Source organism: Streptomyces sp. NBC_00557, from assembly GCF_036345995.1.
Taxonomy (GTDB): domain Bacteria; phylum Actinomycetota; class Actinomycetes; order Streptomycetales; family Streptomycetaceae; genus Streptomyces.
Map to the genome: position 1 here is coordinate 1,246,857 of NZ_CP107796.1, position 14,311 is coordinate 1,261,167.

General features: G+C 72.6%; 15 protein-coding genes. 8 read left to right on the forward strand and 7 right to left on the reverse strand.

The window, feature by feature from the left end; genetic code table 11:
• Positions 1 to 77: 77 nt before the first annotated feature.
• The gene (locus tag OG956_RS04910) at positions 78 to 266 is read left to right on the forward strand and encodes a hypothetical protein (protein ID WP_330336696.1); all 189 of its coding nucleotides are present in this window, start codon (positions 78 to 80) and stop codon (positions 264 to 266) included.
• Here the strand turns inward: OG956_RS04910 and OG956_RS04915 are convergent.
• The gene (locus OG956_RS04915; RefSeq protein WP_330336697.1) at positions 215 to 970 is read right to left on the reverse strand and encodes an endonuclease V; all 756 of its coding nucleotides are present in this window, start codon (positions 968 to 970) and stop codon (positions 215 to 217) included. The genes OG956_RS04910 and OG956_RS04915 overlap by 52 nt on opposite strands.
• A 60-nt stretch (positions 971 to 1,030) precedes the next feature.
• Here OG956_RS04915 and OG956_RS04920 point away from each other — a divergent pair, with 60 nt between their 5' ends.
• A complete protein-coding gene (locus tag OG956_RS04920; RefSeq protein ID WP_330336698.1) occupies positions 1,031 to 1,327 on the forward strand; it encodes a YciI family protein in 297 nt (98 codons plus the stop codon).
• A 9-nt stretch (positions 1,328 to 1,336) separates the two neighbouring features.
• On the opposite strand, the gene OG956_RS04925 is transcribed toward OG956_RS04920, so the two are convergent.
• Together OG956_RS04925 and OG956_RS04930 are read right to left on the reverse strand one after the other, a co-directional pair.
• Entirely contained in the window at positions 1,337 to 1,675 is a 339-nt protein-coding gene (locus tag OG956_RS04925) for a plasmid stabilization protein (RefSeq protein WP_330336699.1), read from the reverse strand.
• A gap of 93 nt (positions 1,676 to 1,768) precedes the next feature.
• Positions 1,769 to 2,863, reverse strand: a complete 1,095-nt coding sequence (locus tag OG956_RS04930; protein ID WP_330336700.1) for a WD40/YVTN/BNR-like repeat-containing protein — start codon at positions 2,861 to 2,863, stop codon at positions 1,769 to 1,771.
• A gap of 216 nt (positions 2,864 to 3,079) precedes the next feature.
• Here OG956_RS04930 and OG956_RS04935 point away from each other — a divergent pair, with 216 nt between their 5' ends.
• The 4 genes from OG956_RS04935 (at position 3,080) to OG956_RS04950 (ending at position 7,604) form a co-directional block, all read left to right on the forward strand.
• Entirely contained in the window at positions 3,080 to 3,496 is a 417-nt protein-coding gene (locus OG956_RS04935) for an SsgA family sporulation/cell division regulator (protein ID WP_330336701.1), read from the forward strand.
• Positions 3,497 to 3,865: 369 nt separating this feature from the next.
• Positions 3,866 to 5,503, forward strand: a complete 1,638-nt coding sequence (locus OG956_RS04940) for an ABC-F family ATP-binding cassette domain-containing protein (protein WP_330336702.1) — start codon at positions 3,866 to 3,868, stop codon at positions 5,501 to 5,503.
• Positions 5,504 to 5,602: 99 nt separating this feature from the next.
• On the forward strand, positions 5,603 to 6,379 hold the full coding sequence (ddaH, locus tag OG956_RS04945; RefSeq protein ID WP_330336703.1) for a dimethylargininase: 777 nt from the start codon (positions 5,603 to 5,605) through the stop codon (positions 6,377 to 6,379).
• Positions 6,380 to 6,629: 250 nt separating this feature from the next.
• Entirely contained in the window at positions 6,630 to 7,604 is a 975-nt protein-coding gene (locus tag OG956_RS04950; protein WP_330336704.1) for an acyl-ACP desaturase, read from the forward strand.
• A gap of 516 nt (positions 7,605 to 8,120) precedes the next feature.
• On the opposite strand, the gene OG956_RS04955 is transcribed toward OG956_RS04950, so the two are convergent.
• Positions 8,121 to 8,366 (reverse strand): WhiB family transcriptional regulator, encoded by a 246-nt coding sequence (locus OG956_RS04955; protein ID WP_330336705.1) that lies wholly within the window; start codon positions 8,364 to 8,366, stop codon positions 8,121 to 8,123.
• 272 nt (positions 8,367 to 8,638) lie between these two features.
• Here OG956_RS04955 and OG956_RS04960 point away from each other — a divergent pair, with 272 nt between their 5' ends.
• A complete protein-coding gene (locus OG956_RS04960) occupies positions 8,639 to 9,430 on the forward strand; it encodes a VOC family protein (RefSeq protein ID WP_330336706.1) in 792 nt (263 codons plus the stop codon).
• Between the two features lie 72 nt (positions 9,431 to 9,502).
• Here OG956_RS04960 and OG956_RS04965 read toward each other — a convergent pair whose 3' ends face one another.
• On the reverse strand, positions 9,503 to 10,630 hold the full coding sequence (locus OG956_RS04965) for a LacI family DNA-binding transcriptional regulator (protein WP_330336707.1): 1,128 nt from the start codon (positions 10,628 to 10,630) through the stop codon (positions 9,503 to 9,505).
• A 179-nt stretch (positions 10,631 to 10,809) separates the two neighbouring features.
• Positions 10,810 to 11,829 (reverse strand): non-homologous end-joining DNA ligase, encoded by a 1,020-nt coding sequence (gene ligD, locus OG956_RS04970; RefSeq protein ID WP_330336708.1) that lies wholly within the window; start codon positions 11,827 to 11,829, stop codon positions 10,810 to 10,812.
• Positions 11,830 to 11,903: 74 nt separating this feature from the next.
• On the opposite strand from ligD, the gene OG956_RS04975 reads away from it, so the two are divergent.
• A complete protein-coding gene (locus tag OG956_RS04975; RefSeq protein WP_330336709.1) occupies positions 11,904 to 12,980 on the forward strand; it encodes an ATP-dependent DNA ligase in 1,077 nt (358 codons plus the stop codon).
• Positions 12,981 to 13,040: 60 nt separating this feature from the next.
• Here the strand turns inward: OG956_RS04975 and OG956_RS04980 are convergent, their stop codons facing one another.
• On the reverse strand, positions 13,041 to 14,231 hold the full coding sequence (locus OG956_RS04980) for a zinc-dependent alcohol dehydrogenase (protein WP_330336710.1): 1,191 nt from the start codon (positions 14,229 to 14,231) through the stop codon (positions 13,041 to 13,043).
• Positions 14,232 to 14,311 lie beyond the last annotated feature (80 nt).

Consider the following 14,311-nt stretch of genomic DNA (forward strand, 5'->3'; position numbering starts at 1 on the left):
GCCGCAAAAGTCTCACCGGGTTCTTCAATGAAACGATGGAGGCTCAGGCAGGAGAGGCCGGAGGAGGCGGGAGAGGCGTGAAGTTCGTGCTCGAGGTGACCGTGGACGAGGACGCGACGGCCCAGGACCGGGCCGGCGAGCTGGGGCGCATCCTGCGCTACTGGAGCGGGAACCTGCGCCACTACGCGCTCGAACCCGGAGACGGTTCGGCCGTCTACGACTCGGCGTACCAGGAGGTCGGCGCCTGGCGCGTCGTCCCCTCCTGAGGGTCGCCCGCGGCGCGCCGCACCGCCTCCCGTAGCGCCCGGCGGCACAGGGCGTCCGCACGGCGGGTGGTCTCCGGGAGCCGGTAGCGCGGGGTCAGGGCGAGGGTGTGGGCGACGGCGTTGTCCAGGCTCACCCGGTGGCCGACGGAGACGAAGACCGGTTTGACACCGTCTCGGGTGCGCAGCGCGCGCCCGACCTCCTCGTCCCCGGCGAGCAGCGGGGCCGCGCCGCCCCGCCGCGCGCCGGGTTCTTCGTAGGTGAAGGTGAACGGGTTCTTGGCGACGCCGATGACCGGCAGGCCGGTGAGCACGCCGAGGTGGCTCGCGAGGCCGAAGCGGCGCGGGTGGGCGAGACCGTAGCCGTCGCACACGACGAGGCCGGGCGGGCAGGGCAGCCGCTCCATGGCGGCCAGGACGGTGGGGATCTCGCGGAAGGCGAGCAGGCCGGGCACATACGGGAACGAGACCCGGCCGACGGCCGTCGCCTCGGCCACCACGTCCAGGGTGACGGCGTCGAGCACGACGGCCGCCGCGGCGACGAGGTCGTGCTCGTCGTCGTAGGCGACGTCGACGCCGGTGACCCGGCCTGTGCCGGGCTCGGGTCCCGCCTCGTCGAGCACCACGCGCCCGCGCAGTTCGTCCTGCACCGCGCGGGCCTCTTCCTCGGTCGCGGGCCAGCCCGCGGGTACGCCTACGGTCGTCATGGTGACGTCGACTGTACGGTCGCGCGGCGCCCTGCCGGAGCCCGGGGTAGGCTCGCGATCATGTTCGTGCTGGAGCTGACCTACACCGCGCCCCTCGACGCCGTCGACGCGCTGCTGCCGGACCATGCGGCCTGGCTGGAAGAGCAGTACGAGAAGGGCCTCTTCCTGGCCTCGGGACGCAAGAACCCCCGGGACGGCGGGGTGATCCTCGCCGTCGCCGAGGACCGCGCGCGGATCGAGGAGGTCGTGGCGGGCGATCCCTTCCTGACCGGCGGCGTGTGCACGTACCGCATCACGGAGTTCACCGCCACGAAGACGGCCCCGGAGCTGGCCCGCCACCGGCAGACACCGGACTGATCGTCGCCGCTATCCCTTCTTCTGGTTCAGCGCGCGCTGCAGCTCGTCCTTGTTCATGTGCGAACGGCCTTCGATGCCGCGCTGCTTCGCCTCGTTGTACAGCTGGTCGCGGGTCGGGCCGTGCGAGCCGACCCGGTTGCCGGACCGCTGACCGCCGCGCTTGCCGGACGACATGTCCTGCGTGGAGCTGCGGCTCGCGGTCTTCGATTCGCCGGAGCGGGCGCGTTCCTTGTTGACCGTCCGCGCGGCGATCTCCTTGGCGCGTCCGGTGCTCTCGCCCCGGTCCTGCGCGCTCTTCTTGATGTGCTCGTACTGGCGCTCGCGCTTGGCGCTGGAACCGGCCGGCATGATCGCTCCCTTCCTGTGCGGCGGGCCTGCGCAAGGGTCTTGCGCCGGTCCTTTGCTGTGGAAAACGGGTACCCCCGGTTCCGGGCGTCTACCTCAGCGTTCCAGCCGCGCCACCCTGCCCTGCTCGCCGGCCGCCCAGCAGCCGAAGTCGGGCGTGCAGTCCACGGTGTCGTAGGAGCCGGTGTCGATCGTGCGCCAGGTGCGGCCCGCGTCGGTGGTGAGGTCGGTGCCGGTCGGGCCGACGGCGAGCGCGGCGGTGCGGCTGTGCGGGAGCCAGGCGGCTCCGGAGCGGTAGGCGGGCGGGGGCGTGGCGGCCGGGGTCCAGGTGCGGCCGCCGTCGGCGGTGACGGCGGCGGCCTGCGGCGAGGGCTGGTCGGGGCGGTAGTCGCCGCCGACGGCGAGGCCGTGGTCGCGGTCGCGGAAGGCGAGCGCGAAGACGCCCTTGGCGGGATCGCCGGCGGGCAGCGGTGTACCTGCGGCCGTCCAGGTCAGCCCGCGGTCGGCGGAGTGCAGCACGCGCGCGTGGGCGCCGCCGCCGGTGGCCAGCCACACGTCCTCGGGGCCGGAGGTGACCAGGCACTGTCCACTGGCGGCGAAGCCCGCCTCGCCGTCCAGGGCGGGCGGCATCCCGGCCGAGGGCAGCACCCGCCAGGAGCGGCCGCCGTCGCTGGTGGACAGGATGCGGAACCGTCCGTCCACGGGGTCGCTCATCGCCAGGCCGTGCCGGCGGTCGAAGAAGGCCATGCAGTCGTAGAACGCGGCGGGGTCGGTGTTGCGGAAGGACTCCGTCCAGGTCGCACCGCCGTCCTGGGTGCGGTACACGCGGGACGCCTCGCCCTCGCCGATGGCCAGCACCACGGCGTGCCACGCGTCGAACGCCTCGACGTCCCGGAACTGCACGTCCTGCGCGCCGGGCGGGGAGACGTTCCGCCAGCTCGCTCCGCCGTCCGTGGTGCGCAGCACCGTGCCGCCGGTGCCGGCCACCCAGGCGGTGCGCCGGTCGACGGCCGCGAGCCCCCGGAAGCGGACCTGCGGGGTGCCGGGGTCCTTCGGCGCCCAGTGCACACTCCCCTGCCCGAGCGGCGCGGCCTCGGCCGCCGGCACGGTCAGCGCGGCGAGCGCCGCCCCGCACGCCACCCCTGCCGCCACCAGTCTGCTCGTGCGTCCTGTGCGTCGTGTGCTCCCCATCCGCCTCATGGCGGGCGAAGCTAGCCCACCGGGAGGGTGCCGTCCAGAGGCCGACTGCCCGTCGCACGGGCGAGAACGACCCGCGCCCCGAGGGCATGAACGCGGTGACCGAGGTCACTCGTGATGCGTGTGCACGGATCGGCCGGATCCGTCGTCTCTTCCACTGCCGGGTGGCGCACACCCGGGCGAGTCCAGCCGTCACGAGGGAGCAGGGCGTTGTCCACCGTCATCGAGCAGCCCGTAGAGGCGCGGCTCGTCGCCGCCGCACCGCGCATGCCGAGCATTCCCGCCACGCTGCGCTACGACCGGAGCGATCCGTTCGCCGTCGTCATGACCTTCCCGGCCCCGGCCACCCTCGAAGGAGTCGAGGTGCGCTGGACCTTCTCCCGCGAACTGCTCACGGCCGGGCTGCACGGACCCGAGGGACACGGGGACGTGCGGGTGCGGCCGTACGGCTACGACCGCACGGTGCTGGAGTTCCACGCACCCGAGGGCACCGCGATCGTGCACGTGCGTTCCGGTGAGATCCGGCGCTTCCTGGAGGCCTGCAGCGCACTCGTGCCCGTCGGTCTGGAGCACCTCCAGCTGGACCTGGACCACGACCTGGCCGAACTGATGCGCGACGCCTGCTGAGCCCGGCACGCGCGTGCGGCCGATCACGCGACCACGCGCGCGGGGCCGTGCCGTGCCGTGCAGGGTGGCGGCCGGGCGGACCATCCGCCGTTCGAGGCCGCTTTTTAATGCGTTGACAGCCCTCCGGCGCCCTTCTAACGTCTTGCTCGGTCCTGTTGCCGTCGATTGGAGAAGGACGTTGCTCGTCTGAGGTCCCGAGACATCGCGTCGCACCGTTCGGGTGCGTGCGCGGCGTTGCGACCTCGGCGTCCGAGCCGTCCTTGGCACAGGCCTTTTTTCATGGCCTCTTCGCCTCATGGCCCTTCGGTTTCCGCCTCGCGGTGTCTCGACATGCGCCCACCGACCGCACGAACCGCCTGCGAGGCCCTCATGTCAGCTTCCCTCACCGCCACGTCCCTGTCCTTCGCCTGGCCCGACGGCACCGCCGTCTTCGACGGCCTCGACATCGCCTTCGGCCCCGGCCGCACGGGCCTCGTCGGCAGCAACGGCTCGGGGAAGTCGACCCTGTTGAAGCTGCTGGCCGGGGAACTCACCCCGGCCGACGGCATCGTCAAGGTCTCCGGAGAGATCGGATACCTGCCGCAGAACGTCACCCTTGACACCGCGCTCCGCGTCGACGAGGCCCTCGGCATCGCCGGCCGGCGGGCCGCACTGCACGCCATCGAGGCGGGCGACGCCGCCGAGGAGCACTTCGAGACGCTGGGCGACGACTGGGACGTCGAGGAGCGCGCCCTCGTCACCCTCGGCGAGCTGGGCCTCGGCCACATCGGCCTGGACCGCACCGTCGGCGAGGTCTCCGGAGGCGAGTCCGTGCTGCTGCGGCTGGCGGCGCTGCTGCTGCGCCGCTCCGACGTGCTGCTGCTGGACGAACCCACCAACAACCTCGACCTGTACGCGCGCCGCCGGCTGTACCAGGCCGTCGCCGCATGGCCGGGCGTGCTGGTCGTCGTCAGCCACGACCGGGAACTGCTCGAGCTGGTGGACCAGATCGCGGAGCTGCACTCCGGGGAGGTCACCTGGTACGGCGGCACCTTCTCGGCGTACCAGGAGGCCCTCGCCGTGGAGCAGGAGGCCGCCGAGCGGATGCTGCGCGTGGCCGAGGCCGATGTGCGCAAGCAGAAGCGCGAACTGGCCGACGCGCAGGTGAAACTGGCCCGCCGCAAGCGGTACGGGCAGAAGATGTGGGACACCAAGCGCGAACCGAAGATCGTCATGGGCGCCCGCAAACGCGCCGCCCAGGAGTCCGCGGGCAAGCACCGCATCATGCACGAGGAGCGGCTCGCCGAGGCCAGGGAGCGCCTGGACGAGGCGGTGGAGGCGGTGCGGGACGACGACGAGATCCGCGTCGACCTGCCGTACACGGCCGTACCGCCCGGCCGGCAGGTGCTCACCCTGGAGAACCTGGCCATGGCCTACGGCGCGCAGGTGCGGGGCATCCTCGAGCTGCGCGGCCCGGAGCGGATCGCGCTCGTCGGCCGCAACGGCGCCGGGAAGACGACGCTGCTGCGGACCGTCGCCGGGGAACTGGCGCCGGTGTCCGGCGAGGCACGCGCGCACGTGCCGCTGCGTTTCCTGCCCCAGCGGCTGGACGTGCTGGACGACGACCTGACGGTCGCCGAGAACGTGGCCCGGTTCGCACCGGACGCCACCAACAACAGGGTCCGGGCGCGCCTCGCCCGCTTCCTGTTCCGGGGCGCGCGGGCCGACCAGAAGGCGGCCACGCTGTCGGGGGGCGAGCGGTTCCGGGCGGCCCTGGCCGCGCTGCTGCTCGCCGAGCCGGCGCCCCAGCTGCTGCTGCTCGACGAGCCGACCAACAACCTCGACATGGCCAGCGTGCGACAGCTGACCTCGGCCCTGGAGTCGTACGAGGGCGCGCTGATGGCGGCCAGCCACGATCTGCCGTTCCTCGAGTCGGTCGGCGTCACCCGCTGGCTGCTGATGGAGAAGGGGGAACTGACGGAAATCACGCCGGACGACGTCGCGCATCTCAGGAGGGCCACAGCCTGACAACGAGGGTTTTGTCCAGGCCACCGGGGCCTGCATGATGGCGGATCGGTGCCGCGTACACCGGCACCACCACCGCACCACCGATTCGAAAGGCCCCTCGTGCCCAGCAAGAAGGCCCTCGTCCGCCGCCCCAGCCCGCGCCTCGCCGAAGGCCTGGTGACGCACATCGAGCGGGAGAAGGTCGATGTCGGGCTCGCCGTCGAGCAGTGGGAGGCCTACGTCGAGGCCCTGCGCACACACGGCTGGGAGACGATCGAGGTCGACCCCGAGGACGACTGCCCGGACTCGGTGTTCGTCGAGGACACCGTCGTCATGTACAAGAACGTGGCGTTGATCACCCGGCCGGGCGCGGAGTCCCGGCGCATGGAGACCGTCGGCGTGGAGGAGGCGGTGGCGCGCCTCGGCTGCTCGGTGAACTGGATCTGGGAGCCGGGCACGCTGGACGGCGGTGACGTGCTGAAGGTCGGCGACACCGTGTACGTCGGCCGTGGCGGGCGTACCAACGCGGCCGGGGTGCAGCAGTTGCGGGCCGCGTTCGAGCCGTTGGGCGCGCGCGTGGTGGCCGTGCCGGTGAGCAAGGTGCTGCACCTGAAGTCGGCGGTGACCGCGCTGCCCGACGGCACGGTGATCGGGCACATCCCGAAGGTGGACCGCCCTTCGCTGTTCCCCGGCTTCCTGTCGGTGCCGGAGGAGTCCGGCGCGCACGTGGTGCTGCTCGGCGGGCACAAGCTGCTGATGGCGGCGAGCGCCCCGAAGACCGCGGAGCTGCTGACCGATCTCGGGCACGAGGTGGTCACCGTGGACATCAGCGAGTTCGAGAAGCTCGAGGGCTGTGTGACGTGTCTCTCGGTGCGGCTGCGGGAGTTGTACGCCTGACAGTCGCCCTCCCTCTGTGTGACGGCCCGGGTCCGCAGGTCCCGGGGCCGTCGGAGCGTACGGGGCGTGCGACGACGGTGCGGGGACGGGCGGCGGGTCGGGGCGGATACGGCCGCACTGATCAGCAATCTTTACAGCGCCCTTAACCTACGGCTTCGTAACCTACGGTTTCGTAGCCTACGATCACGTAGGTTTCCGGCACCGCTCGCCGGCCCATCCCCCCGTTGTTCGGCGTCCCCCTGGAGTTCTCGTGACGATCACTTCCCCTCACCTCGGCAGCCCGTCCGCATGGACCGACGCACGGCTGCTGTTCGCGCTGGAGGAAGTGGTCGAGAAGGAGCTGAACCGGCATCTGACGGTCGCCAAGGACTGGATGCCGCACGAGTACGTGCCCTGGAGCGACGGCCGCAACTTCCCCGGCCTGTTCGAGGACGGCGAGGCCTGGGACAAGGAGCAGTCCAAGGTGACCGAGATCGGGCGTATCGCCCTCGTGGTCAACCTGCTCACCGAGGACAACCTGCCGAGCTACCACCACGAGATCGCCTCGCTCTTCGGCCGCGACGGCGCGTGGGGCACCTGGGTGCACCGCTGGACGGCCGAGGAGGGCAGGCACGGCATCGTCATGCGCGACTATCTGCTCACCTCGCGCGCGGTGGACCCGGACAAGCTCGAGCGTTTCCGTATGGCGCACATGAGCGAGGGCTTCGAGTCCGACAACCGGCACTCGATGCTGCACTCGATCGCCTACGTCGCCTTCCAGGAACTGGCCACCCGGATCTCGCACCGCAACACCGGGCACCAGTCGGGAGACCCGGTCTGCGACCGCATGCTGGCCCGCATCGCGACCGACGAGAACCTGCACATGGTCTTCTACCGGAACCTGCTGAAGTCCGCGTTCGAACTGGCCCCCGACCTGACCATGCAGGCGGTCCGGGACGTCGTGGTGAACTTCCGCATGCCCGGCCACGGCATCCCCGGCTTCGAGCGGGCCGCCGCGCAGATGGCCATCGGCGAGGTCTACAACCTGCGCATCCACCACGACGACGTGCTGCAGCCCGTGCTGCGCTTCCTGAAGGTCATGGAGATCGACGGCCTCGGCCCCGAGGGACGCCAGGCACAGGAGGAACTCGGCCTGTTCATGGGGGGCCTGGACGCGGAGGCCGCCAAGTTCGACGAGAGGCTGGCCGCCCGCAAGGCCCGGATGGCGAGCCGCGCGGCACTCTGACCCGCGACTGCGGCACCGGCCCCGGCCCGTGGGCCTCTCCGCGGGCGCTCTCGGCGGGCGCTCTCCGCGGGCGCTCTCGGCGGGCGCTCTCGGCGGGCGCTGAACACCAGGTGCCGTGGCCGGCGGCCGGCGGCCGGCTGCCCGGTGAGCAGCGGTGCCCTCGGCGGGCGGCCGGGCCGCGCCGGCATCGCCGTCTCCTCCGGCGCGGGGCGGAGGTTTCCCTCGGCGCGGGGCGGAGGTTCGCCTCGGCTCAGCGCTCGGCGGCCGCTTCAGCCCGGCATCTGCTTCGACACGGCGTCACGTCCTGGCTTCGGCTCGGTATCTGCTCCGACTCGGCGTCAGCGTCCGCTTCGGCTCGGTGTCGCAGTCCCGTTCAGCCCGGCGCCTGATTCGACTCGGCGGCGGCGTGTTTCAGCTCGGCGTCCGCTCCGACTCGGCGTCGGCGTGCGGCTTCGGCCCAGCGTCGCAGTCCCGTTCAGCCCGGCGCCTGGTGCGACTCGGCGGTGGCGGCGTGATTCAGCGGGACGTGCGGCGCAGGGCGAGGCGCTCCTTCTCGGACAGGCCGCCCCAGACGCCGAACCGCTCGTCGTTCGCCAGCGCGTAGTCCAGACAGGCCGGACGCAGCTCGCACATGGCGCAGATGCGCTTCGCCTCGCGCACCGAGCTGCCGGGCTCGGGGAAGAAGAAGTCCGGCCCGGTCTGCGCGCACAGGGCCTGCGCCTGCCAGGTCTCGTCGGCCGGGGTGATCGCTTCGAAGTGCATGGCCAGGATCGTGCCGTGCGGCGAAAAACGTTCGATCAACGCCAGGTCAACGCGGCCGGGCAGGGCCTCCGGCCGACCCGATGATGCTCCCGGGCACCGCACCGGCGCACGGCGGCGCGCGGGCCCGGGGCAAAAACCCGGCGAGCGCGGCCGGTCACCCACGGTGAGAGCGGGCCCGGCCCGGCGCGTCGCGGCGCTTCGCCAGCGATTGTCAGTGGGGGGTGCCAGACTCGGCAGTGCAGAGGACGGGACCCCTTTCGAGGAGGGCGAAGATGCTCACCACCCGTTTCGTCGACGGCGCTCCGAACTGGATCGACGTCGCCACTCCCGACATCGACGGCGCCGCCTCCTTCTACGGCGGTCTCTTCGGCTGGCAGCTCCAGTCGGCCGGGCCGGAAGCCGGAGGTTACGGCTTCTTCCAGCTGGGCGGCAGGACCGTCGCGGGCGGCATGCAGTCCGGCCCCGAACAGGGCCCGCCCTCCTGGACGGTGTACTTCCAGAGCGCGGACGCGCAGGCCACCGCCAAGGCGACCGAGCAGGCCCACGGCAGCGTGCTGGTCCAGCCGATGGACGTGATGGGCCAGGGACACATGGCCGTTCTGGCCGACCAGGCGCACGTGCCCTTCGGGATCTGGCAGCCGGGCCGGACCAAGGGCATCGACGTGGCGAGCGAGCCGGGCTCGCTGTGCTGGGTCGAGCTGTACACCCCGGACATCGCGGCGGCCGCCGCCTTCTACCACCAGGTGCTCGGCCTGGAGACCTCCGCCGCGCCCTTCCCCGGCGGGACGTACACCTGCGTCAATCCGTCCACGGGCGGGGAGGACGCGATGTTCGGCGGGATCGTGCCGCTGGCCGACGACCCCTCCGAGGCCGCGAGCGGCCCGTACTGGCTGCCGTACTTCGAGGTCGAGGACGCGGACTCGGTGGTGGAGCAGGCGCAGCAGCTCGGCGGGCAGGTGCGGATGCCGGCGACGACCATGGAGGGCGTCGGCCGCATGGCCAAGCTGGCCGACCCGTACGGCGCCCGCTTCGCGGTCATCAAGAGCGAGTCCCAGCAGGGCTGAGACGGCCGGCTCCGCCGGGTCCCGCCGCCTGGCGCACGCCCGTACCGGCGTGCTCGGTCCCCCGTCCGATGCCTAGGCGGACGCCCGTCGTATCAGCGTGGTCGGCAGGATCACGCCCCCGTCGGGCGTTCCGTCCGCCGCCCGTGTCCGGTCCCGGCCGCCGGTGCGCTCGCCGCCGTTCCCCCGCTCGCGGCCGTCGGACAGGCCGCGGAGGAGCAGGCGGGCCATGAGGCGGCCCATGCCCTCGATGTCCTGACGGACCGTCGTCAGCGGCGGGTCGGCCTCCTCGGCGACGGGCAGCATGTCGTCGAAGCCGATCACGGCCACGTCCTCGGGCACGCGGCGGCCGCTCGCGCGCAGCACCCGCAGGGCGCCGAGCGCGGTGAGGTCGTTGGCGGCGAACACGGCGTCCACGTCCGGGCAGCGGTCGAGGAGCTCGCGCATGGCGCGTTCGCCGCCGGCCGGGGTGAAGTCGCTCTCCACGACCAGCCGGGGGTCGTACCCGCCCGGCACCTGGGCCATGACGTCCCGGTAGCCGTCGAGCCGGTCCACCGCCGAGGTCTGGTCCAGGACGCCGGTGAGATGCGCGACGCGTGTGCGGCCGAGCGCCACCAGATGCCGTACGGCCGCGCGTGCCCCGCCCCGGTTGTCGCAGTCGACGTACACCACGTCCGGGACCTTCCCCGTGCAGCGCGCGGCGCCGCCCGCGCGGCCGTCGTCGCCCCAGCCGGGCCGCCCGCCGAACACGGTGGGCACCCCGGCGTCGTGGATGAGGCCGGGCAGCGGGTCGTCGAGGTGCAGGGAGAAGACGAGCGCGCCGTCGACATGGCCTCCGGCGAGGTACCGGGCCACGCGCGCGTGGTCGTCCCGGCCCTCGGTGAGCAGCAGCACCAGCTGGTTGTCGTGGGCGGTCAGTTCCTTGCTGATGCCGCGCAGCTGCAGCGCGAAGAAGGGGTCGGCGAAGACCCGGGTCTCGGGCTCGGCGATGACGACGGCGACGGCGTCGTGCCGCCGGGTGACAAGACTGCGGGCGGCCTGGTTGGGGACGTACCCCAGCTCCGCGACGGCCTGCCGTACCCGCTGGGCCAGCGGCTCGCGCACCCCGTCACCGCCGTTGACCACCCGCGACACCGTGGCCCGGGACACTCCGGCCCGCGCGGCCACGGCCTCCAGCGTGGGACGCGACACTGCCTCGGTCACTTCGGGACTCTCCTCATCGGCGGCTGCAGGTCAGGATAACCGCGAGCGGGCGGACCCACGGGGCCGCGGCGGAAGCACGTCCCGCCTGTCACCGGCCGCACGAACAGCGCGCCCACCGGGCCTGCCCCGGCGCCCCGCGGAAGGCCGCCCCGGACCACTCCCGGCTCCGCGCGGCCGGTTCAGGACGTCGGCTCCCGGCGGGCCCGGCTCGGCTGGACGCGTTTGGGTTCGCCGGGCATCTTCGGATACTCGGGCGGGTACGGCAGATCGCCCAGCCCATGGTCGTGTTCGTCCCGGCGGGCCAGCTCCAGCAGGGCCTCGAGGGAGTAGGCGTGGTCGTCCATGTCGGCGTGGACGTCGCCGACTTCGGCGAAGCGGGCCGGCATGGTGGCGAGGTCGAAGTCGGCGGGGCGGGCGACGCCGACCTCCTCCCAGCGCAGGGGTGCGGAGACGGTGGCGTTCGGGCGGGGGCGCACGGAGTAGGCGGAGGCGATGGTGCGGTCGCGGGCCGTCTGGTTGTAGTCGAGGAAGATACGGCGGCCCCGTTCCTCCTTCCACCACTTGATCGTCACCCGTTCGGGCATCCGGCGTTCCATCTCCCGGCCGACGGCGATCGCGGCGCGGCGCACCTGGGTGAAGGTCCAGCGCGGTTCGATCGGGACGAAGACGTGCAGGCCCCGGCCGCCGGAGGTCTTGGGCCAGCCGCGCAGCCCGCCGAACTCGTCGAGGACGGCCCGCAGTTCGTGGGCGGCGCGGACGGCGTCGTCGTAGTCGGTGCCGGGCTGCGGGTCGAGGTCGATGCGGAGTTCGTCCGGGTGGTCGACGTCCGTGGCGCGCACCGGCCAGGGGTGGAAGGTGAGCGTGCCGTACTGGGCGGCCCAGACGACGGCGGCCTGCTCGGTGGGGCACATCTCGTCGGCACTGCGGCCGCTCGGGAAGGTGATGTGGGCGGTCGGGATCCAGTCGGGCATGCCCTTCGGGGCCCGTTTCTGGAAGAACCACTCGCCGCCGACGCCGTCCGGGTAGCGCTCCAGGGTGGTGGGGCGGTTGCGCAGGGCGCGCAGGATGCCGGGGCCGACGGCGATGTAGTACCGGGCGAGGTCGAGCTTGGTGAAGCCCCGCTCCGGGAAGAAGACCTTGTCCGGGCTGGACAGCCGTACGGTCCGGCCGTCCACCTCCAGTTCCACCGCAGCACCCATGCGGCCACGGTAGGCGCACCCCGCGCCGCTCGCATACCGGGCGGCTCGGGACGGATGCGCGCAGAATCGGTGTCATGGATCTCCCCGTCATGCCGCCCGTGAAGCCCATGCTCGCCAAGTCGGTGGCGAAGATCCCGCCGGGCATGCACTACGAGGCCAAGTGGGACGGGTTCCGTTCGATCGTGTTCCGGGACGGGGCCGAGGTCGAGTTGGGCAGCCGTACCGGCAAGCCGTTGACCAGGTATTTCCCCGAGCTGGTCGCGGCGCTGACGGAGCGGGTGCCCGAGCGGTGCGTGCTGGACGGGGAGATCGTGATCGCGCGCGAGGGCCACTTGGACTTCGACGCGCTGACCGAGCGGATTCACCCGGCCGACTCCCGGGTGCGGATGCTGGCCCGGAAGACCCCGGCGTCCTTCGTCGCCTTCGATCTGCTCGCCCTGGACGACGAGTCCCTGCTCGACGTGGCGCTGACCGACCGCCGGGCCCTGCTGGAACGGGCGCTCGCCGACGCGACACCGCCGGTGCACGTGGCGCCGGCGACGACCGACATCGAGGTGGCGCAGCACTGGTTCGAGCAGTTCGAGGGCGCGGGACTCGACGGCGTCGTCGCCAAGCCCCTGGACCTGCGCTACCGGCAGGACGAGCGGGTCATGTTCAAGGTCAAGCACGAGCGGACGGCGGATGTCGTCGTGGCCGGGTACCGGTTCCACAAGAGCGGCCCGGTGGTCGGCTCGCTGCTGCTCGGCCTGTACGACGACCGGGGCGCGCTCCAGCACGTGGGCGTGTCGGCCGCCTTCCCCATGAAGAAGCGGGCCGAGCTGGTCGAGGAACTCGAGCCGCTGCGCATGGACGACGTGGCCGGGCACCCGTGGGCGGCCTGGTCGGACGAGGCCGCCCACGAGACGGCCCGGCTGCCCGGCGCGCCGAGCCGCTGGTCCGGCAGGAAGGACCTGTCCTGGGTGCCGCTGTGGCCGGAACGGGTCGCGGAGGTGGCCTACGACCACATGGAGAACGGGCAGCGTTTCCGGCACACCGCCCGCTTCCGCCGCTGGCGCCCCGACCGCAGCCCGGAGAGCTGCACCTACGCCCAGCTGGAGGAGCCGGTGCGCTACGACCTCGCGGAAATCCTCGGCGAGAAGGATCGGGGCTGACGGCCGGCCTCGGGAGGGGGCGAGCCCCGGGAGGCGCGGGCGTCAGCGGGCGGGTGGGGCTCAGGGGTGCATGAGGATCTTGATGGCGCCGTCCTGCTTGTGCTGGAACATGTCGTAGGCGTGCGGCGCCTCGGCGAGCGGCAGCCGGTGGGTGGCGAAGTCGTCGACGCCGAGCGGATCGTCGTCGACGAGATACGGCATGATCTCGTCGGTCCAGCGGCGGACGTTGGCCTGGCCCATGCGCATCTGGATCTGCTTGTCGAACAGGGTGAGCATCGGCATCGGGTCGGCCATGCCGCCGTACACACCGCTCAGTGAGATGGTGCCGCCGCGCCGTACCAGGTCGATCGCCATGTACAGGGCGCCGAGCCGGTCGACGCTGAAGCGTTCCGCGAGGGGCGCGCTGAGCTTGCGCGGCAGCAGCCCGGTGGCGGTCTGGGCGAGCTTGGCGGCGGCGCTGCCGTGGGCCTCCGTGCCGACGGCGTCGATCACGGCGTCCGGGCCCCGGCTGCCGGTCTCGTCGCGGATGGCGTTGACCAGCGCCTTCTCGTCGTCGAAGGCCCGCAGGTCGTACGTCTCCACGCCGTCGCGGTCGGCGCGCGCCAGCCGTTCCGGAACCAGGTCGATGCCGAACACCCGCTCCGCGCCGCGCACCCTGGCGATCCGGCAGGCCATGGCGCCGATCGGGCCGAGGCCGAGGACGGCGACGGTGCCGCCGGGCGGTACGGAGGCGTACTCGACGGCCTGCCAGGCGGTGGGCAGGACGTCGGAGAGGTAGACGAAGCGGTCGTCCGGCGGGCCCTCCGGCACCTTCATCGGCCCGAACTGCGCCTGCGGCACCCGCAGATACTCGGCCTGGGCGCCGGGCACCGAGCCGTACAGACGGGTGTAGCCGAACAGGGCCGCGCCCATGTGCTCGCCGGTGACCTGGGTGGTCTCGCACTGGGTCGGCAGCCCGGTCAGGCACATCCAGCAGGTGCCGCACGCGATCTGGAACGGCACCACGACCCGGTCGCCGGCCTTGAGATCCGGCACGGCGGGGCCGACCTCCTCGACGATGCCCATCGGTTCGTGCCCGAGGATGTCCCCCGGTGTCATGAACGGCGTGAGCACCTCGTACAGGTGCAGATCGGAGCCGCACAGTCCGGTGGACGTGATCCGGATGACGGCGTCGGTGGGCTCCTCGATCCGCGGGTCGGGCACGTCCTCGACCCGGACGTCCCGCCTGCCCTGCCAAGTGACTGCCTTCATGGGGCGCGCTCCCTCGCTCGCGTGGGCGTTTCGCGGTGGCGCCCGGGTACCCCGGGCCACCTGCGCCGAACCCCTCCCGG

What these genes read in the sequence shown, in the direction of transcription:
- OG956_RS04940 (WP_330336702.1), top strand. Translation starts at nt 3,866, where the DNA reads ATGTCAGCTTCCCTCACCGCCACGTCCCTGTCCTTCGCCTGGCCCGAC.
- OG956_RS04955 (WP_330336705.1), bottom strand. Translation starts at nt 8,366, where the DNA reads ATGCACTTCGAAGCGATCACCCCGGCCGACGAGACCTGGCAGGCGCAG.
- ligD (WP_330336708.1), bottom strand. Translation starts at nt 11,829, where the DNA reads ATGGGTGCTGCGGTGGAACTGGAGGTGGACGGCCGGACCGTACGGCTG.
- OG956_RS04915 (WP_330336697.1), bottom strand. Translation starts at nt 970, where the DNA reads ATGACGACCGTAGGCGTACCCGCGGGCTGGCCCGCGACCGAGGAAGAG.
- OG956_RS04975 (WP_330336709.1), top strand. Translation starts at nt 11,904, where the DNA reads ATGGATCTCCCCGTCATGCCGCCCGTGAAGCCCATGCTCGCCAAGTCG.
- OG956_RS04930 (WP_330336700.1), bottom strand. Translation starts at nt 2,863, where the DNA reads ATGGGGAGCACACGACGCACAGGACGCACGAGCAGACTGGTGGCGGCA.
- OG956_RS04960 (WP_330336706.1), top strand. Translation starts at nt 8,639, where the DNA reads ATGCTCACCACCCGTTTCGTCGACGGCGCTCCGAACTGGATCGACGTC.
- OG956_RS04925 (WP_330336699.1), bottom strand. Translation starts at nt 1,675, where the DNA reads ATGCCGGCCGGTTCCAGCGCCAAGCGCGAGCGCCAGTACGAGCACATC.
- OG956_RS04920 (WP_330336698.1), top strand. Translation starts at nt 1,031, where the DNA reads ATGTTCGTGCTGGAGCTGACCTACACCGCGCCCCTCGACGCCGTCGAC.
- OG956_RS04980 (WP_330336710.1), bottom strand. Translation starts at nt 14,231, where the DNA reads ATGAAGGCAGTCACTTGGCAGGGCAGGCGGGACGTCCGGGTCGAGGAC.